This window comes from Nocardia sp. CC201C (assembly GCF_030010695.1).
Classification (GTDB): Bacteria; Actinomycetota; Actinomycetes; order Mycobacteriales; family Mycobacteriaceae; genus Nocardia; species Nocardia otitidiscaviarum.
In genome coordinates, this window is sequence record NZ_JASCXP010000495.1 from 1 (window position 1) to 4,775 (window position 4,775).

General features: G+C 71.8%; 1 protein-coding gene. It reads left to right on the forward strand.

Translation table 11 applies throughout. The features are described from left to right. On the forward strand, positions 1-4,685 hold a 4,685-nt coding region (locus tag QK444_RS32565; RefSeq protein WP_282785899.1), incomplete at its 5' end, for a non-ribosomal peptide synthetase. Between the last annotated feature and the right edge of the window lie 90 nt (positions 4,686-4,775).

Sequence of the window (4,775 nt, forward strand, 5' to 3'; positions counted from 1 at the left end):
GCTTCGACATCTCCGCCGACGTCGCCGCCGCACTCGCGGAGCTGGCGCGGCAGACGGATTCGACCCTGTTCACGGTCGTGCACGCCGCCTTCGCGGTGCTGTTGGCGCGGCTGTCCGGCGGCACCCGGGAGATCGCGGTCGGCGCGGTGTCCCCGGAACTCGGTGCGGTGCACCCGGGTTCGGCCGCGGTCGTGCTGCGTACCGAGATCGACCCAGGCATCGCCTTCGCCGACCTGCTCGAGGCGGTGACCCGCGCCGACGCCGAGGTGTTCGGCCGCGCGGGTGGCGGCTCCGAGCGGCTGGCCGACGTGCTCGACGTGATTCGTTCGGCCGCCGGGCATCCGCCGTTCCAGGTGCTGCTCACCGCCGGGCGGACCGGGCGCGGCGAGCGCACCGCGCTGGTCGACCTCCAGTTGGATGTCACCGAGCGGACCGACACCCAGGGCATGGCGCTGACCTACACCTATGCCGTGGATCTGTTCGACCCGGCGACCGTACTGGACTTCGCCGATCGGCTCGGCCGCATTCTCGCGGCCGTGGCCGCCGACGCCCGCGCCGTGGTCGGCGATATCGCCGTCTACGCGCCGGGGGAGCGCGAACTCGTCCTGCACGAATGGAATACGCCCGGCGTGCCGGTGCCGGACGTGACCCTGGTGGACCTCATCACCGCGCAGGCCGCCGGTCGCCCCGACGCCCCGGCCGTCCGCTACGGCGACACCACGCTGACCTTCGACGAGCTGTTGCGCCGCGCCAATGTGGTGGCGCGGGCCCTCATCGCCTACGGCGCCGGCCCGGAAACGCTGGTGGCGGTCGCCGTTCCGCGCACCGAGGAGCTGCCCGTGGCGCTGCTCGCGGTGCTCATCTCCGGTGCGGGCTACCTGCCCGTCGACACCGCCTACCCGACGCAGCGGCTGGAATTCATGCTGGCCGATTCCCAGCCCGCCTGTGTGCTGACCACGACCGATGAGCGGGAGTCGGTGCCCGCCGGGGACTTCCCGGTGGTGCTGCTCGACGAGGTGGCGAGCTTCTCCGACGCGCCCGTCACCGACGCCGAACGGCGCGCCCCGCTGCGCGCCGATCACCTGGCGTACGTGATCTACACCTCCGGATCCACCGGCGTGCCCAAGGGGGTGGGCGTGGCGCACCGCAATGTGGTGGAGCTGTTCGCGAACACCCAGGCGCACTTCGAATTCGACGAGAACGACGTGTGGACGCTGTTCCACTCCTTCGCCTTCGACTTCTCGGTGTGGGAGCTGTGGTGCGCGCTGGCCAACGGCGGCGCGGTGGTGGTGGTCGATCACCTGACCTCGCGATCGCCGGAACAGTTCCGCGAGTTGCTGATTCGCGAGCGGGTGACGGTGCTCAACCAGACACCGTCGGCGTTCTACCAGCTGGCCGAGGCCGACCGCGCCGCCGCGGCGCAGAGCGGCGACTACGCGCTGCGCTATGTCGTGTTCGGCGGTGAGGCACTGGATCTGCGGCAACTGCGACGCTGGTACGACCGACACGCGCCGGACGCGCCGACGCTGGTGAACATGTACGGCATCACCGAGACCACCGTGCACGTGTCGTTCCTGGCCCTGGACGAGGAATTGGCGCAGCAGCCGAGCAGCATCATCGGCCGGGCGCTGCCCGGCCTGGGCGCGCGCGTACTCGACCAGCGCCTGCACCCGGCTCCGGTCGGCGTGGCGGGCGAGATCTACGTGGACGGCGCACAGCTCTCACGCGGCTACCTGGGGCGTCCGGGCCTGACCGCGGCACGGTTCGTGGCCAACCCCTACGGCCCGCCCGGCTCGCGCATGTACCGCGCCGGTGACGTCGGCCGCTGGGCCGGATTCGGCGGCGAGGCCAACCTCGAGTACGCGGGCCGCAGCGACCAGCAGGTGCAGCTGCGCGGCTTCCGCATCGAACTCGGCGAGATCGAATCGGCGCTGCTGCGGGTTCCGGGCATCAGCCAGACCGTGGTGCTGGTGCGCGACGACAACGGCGTCGACCAACTCGTCGGCTATGTGGTGCCCGAAGGCGATACCGCGCTCGACCCGGCCGAGATCAAGGCCGCGCTGGGCGAATTCCTTACCGCCTACATGGTTCCCGACGCCATCGTGGCCCTGGACGTACTGCCGCTCACTCCGAACGGCAAGCTGGACCGCAAGGCGCTGCCCGCACCGGAATTCGGCGGCTCCGTCGAGTACCGGGCCCCGCGCACCGAGTCCGAACGCGTGGTGGCGGCCGAATTCGCCGCCCTGCTGGGTGCTACCGAGGTCGGCGTGGACGACGACTTCTTCGCCCTCGGCGGCAATTCGCTGCTGGCCACCCGCGCGGTGGCGCGCATCAACGAGGCGTTGGGCGCGAATCTCGCCGTGCGGGAGCTGTTCGAGGCGTCCAGCGTCGCCGCGCTGGCCGCCCGGGTGGTGACCGGCACCGCCGAGAACCGACCGCCGCTGGTGCGCGCCGAGCGTCCCGCGCGGGTGCCGCTGTCGCTGGCGCAGCAGCGCATGTGGGTGATCAACCAGCTCGATCCGGATTCGCCCGCCTACAACATCCCACTGGCGCTGCGGCTTTCGGGCACGCTCGACATCGAGGCACTGCGCCTGGCGGTGCTGGACGTGCTGGAGCGGCACGAATCGCTGCGCACCCGCTATCCCGTGGACGCCGACGGCATCGCCTACCAGGACATCGTGTCCGTCGCGGAGGCGCTGCCGGGCGGACTGACCGTGGAGCCGCTGGGCAATGCGCTGCACCGCATGACCGAGGTGCTGTCCGCCGGATTCGACGTCACCGCACAGGTTCCCATCCGGGCGCTGCTGTGTACCGACGGCGACACCGGAACCGACCACTACTTCGTGGTCGTGGTGCACCACATCACCGCGGACGGCGCGTCGCTGCCGCCGCTGGCCCGCGATCTGGTGACCGCGTACGTGTCGCGCTGCCAGGGCAATCCGCCCGCCTGGTCGCCACTTCCGGTGCAGTACGCCGACTTCGCGCTCTGGCAGCACCAGGTCATCGGCACCGACGACGACGAGAACTCGGTCGCTGCGGGGCAGTTGGCCTTCTGGCGGGATCGGCTCGACGGCGCGGTCGGCACCCTCGACCTGCCGCTGGACCGTCCGCGACCCGCGGTGCGCACCCTGCAGGGCGGGGCCACCACCTTCACGGTGCCCGCCGAGGTGCACGAGGGGTTGGCGCGGATCGCCCGCGAGCACAACGCCTCGCTGTTCATGGTGGTGCACGCCGCGCTGGCGGTGCTGCTGTCGCGGCTGTCCGGCAGCGGCGACGTCACCATCGGCACGCCCATCGCGGGTCGCGGTGAGCGGGTGCTCGACGATGTGGTCGGCATGTTCGTCAACACCCTGGCGCTGCGCACCGCGGTGGACTCGGCGGCGAGTTTCGACGAGCTGGTCGACAAGGCGCGGGAGACCGACCTCGCCGCCTACGGCAATGCCGACATCCCCTTCGAGCGCGTGGTCGAGGTGGTCGCGCCCGACCGGGCCAACGCCCAGGACCCGCTGTTCCAGGTGGTGCTGTCGTTCCAGAACACCGACCGACCCGACCTCGAACTGCCGGGCCTGTCCATCAGCGCGCTCGACACCGGCGCGGTGTCGGCCAAGTTCGACCTCCAGGTCACCATCGACCCACGACAGTGGGAGGACGGCGCGGTCGGCGAACTCGCCGGAGCCCTCACCTACGCCTCGGACATCTTCGACGAGTCCACCATCCACACCTTCGGTGAGCGCCTGCAGCGCGTGCTGGCGGCCGTGGCCGCCGACCCGCGCCAACGCGTGGGAGCCATCGAATTCGGTGGCGTACAGCAGCGTTCGCACAGCGCGGCTGCCGGGTTCTCCGACGCCGCGCCCGCGGTCACCCGCGGCACCCAGCTGCCGTTGCTGCTGACCGCCGCCGTGGAGGACGACCCGGACGGTCCGGCCCTGGTCTGGGGCGAGGACGCCCTGACCTACGCCGAACTCGACGCCCGCTCCTCGCGGCTGGCGCGGGTGCTCATCGGCCGCGGCTGCGGTCCGGGCACCGGTGTCGCGCTGCGCCTGGACCGCGGTGTCGACGCCGTGGTCGCCACCTGGGCGGTCCTCAAGTCCGGTGCGGCCGTGGTCCCGGTCGCCGCCGCCGCTGCCGAGCTGCCCACCGACCTGGTGGTCAAGGTCGGCCTCACCGCGAGCGCCGAGAACTCCGGCAACGGCGTGGACTGGCTGGTCCTGGCCGACCCCACCCTGGTCGCGGAGATCGCGGCGGCCTCACCCCGCCCGGTCACCTACGCCAACCGCGCCCGTGCCCTGCAGGGCGGCGACCTCGCCTTCGCGCACGCCGACCGGGGACTGAGCTACGACGAGCTCGCGGAACTGGTGAACCGGGTCAGCGGCCACACCGAGCTGACCTTCGAGTCGCGAACCTTCCGGTTCGGCCGCGCCGATGCGCTGGCCGCCGTGGTCGAGGTGCTCGCCGCCGGCGCCAGCGGTGCGTCCGTGGTCGTCACCGCGGTGCCGCCGCACGGCGCGCTGGCCGAGGTGCTGGCCGACGAATGGGTATCGCATCTGTTCACCGATGGCGCGGGGCTCGCCGAGCTCGGTGGTGAACCGTTGGAGGACCTGGGCGCCGTCGTCGTCGACGACGGGGCGGACCTGGACGCGGCGCGGCGCATTCCCTGGCTGCCCGCGGTCGTGCCGCTGGACTGAGTGCATTCCGTCCGTCATTCCGGCATGCTGTGGAGCCGGAATCCCCATACTCCGGCGGCCGTCCACCGCCGGGGTAACGGTCGATGCGCA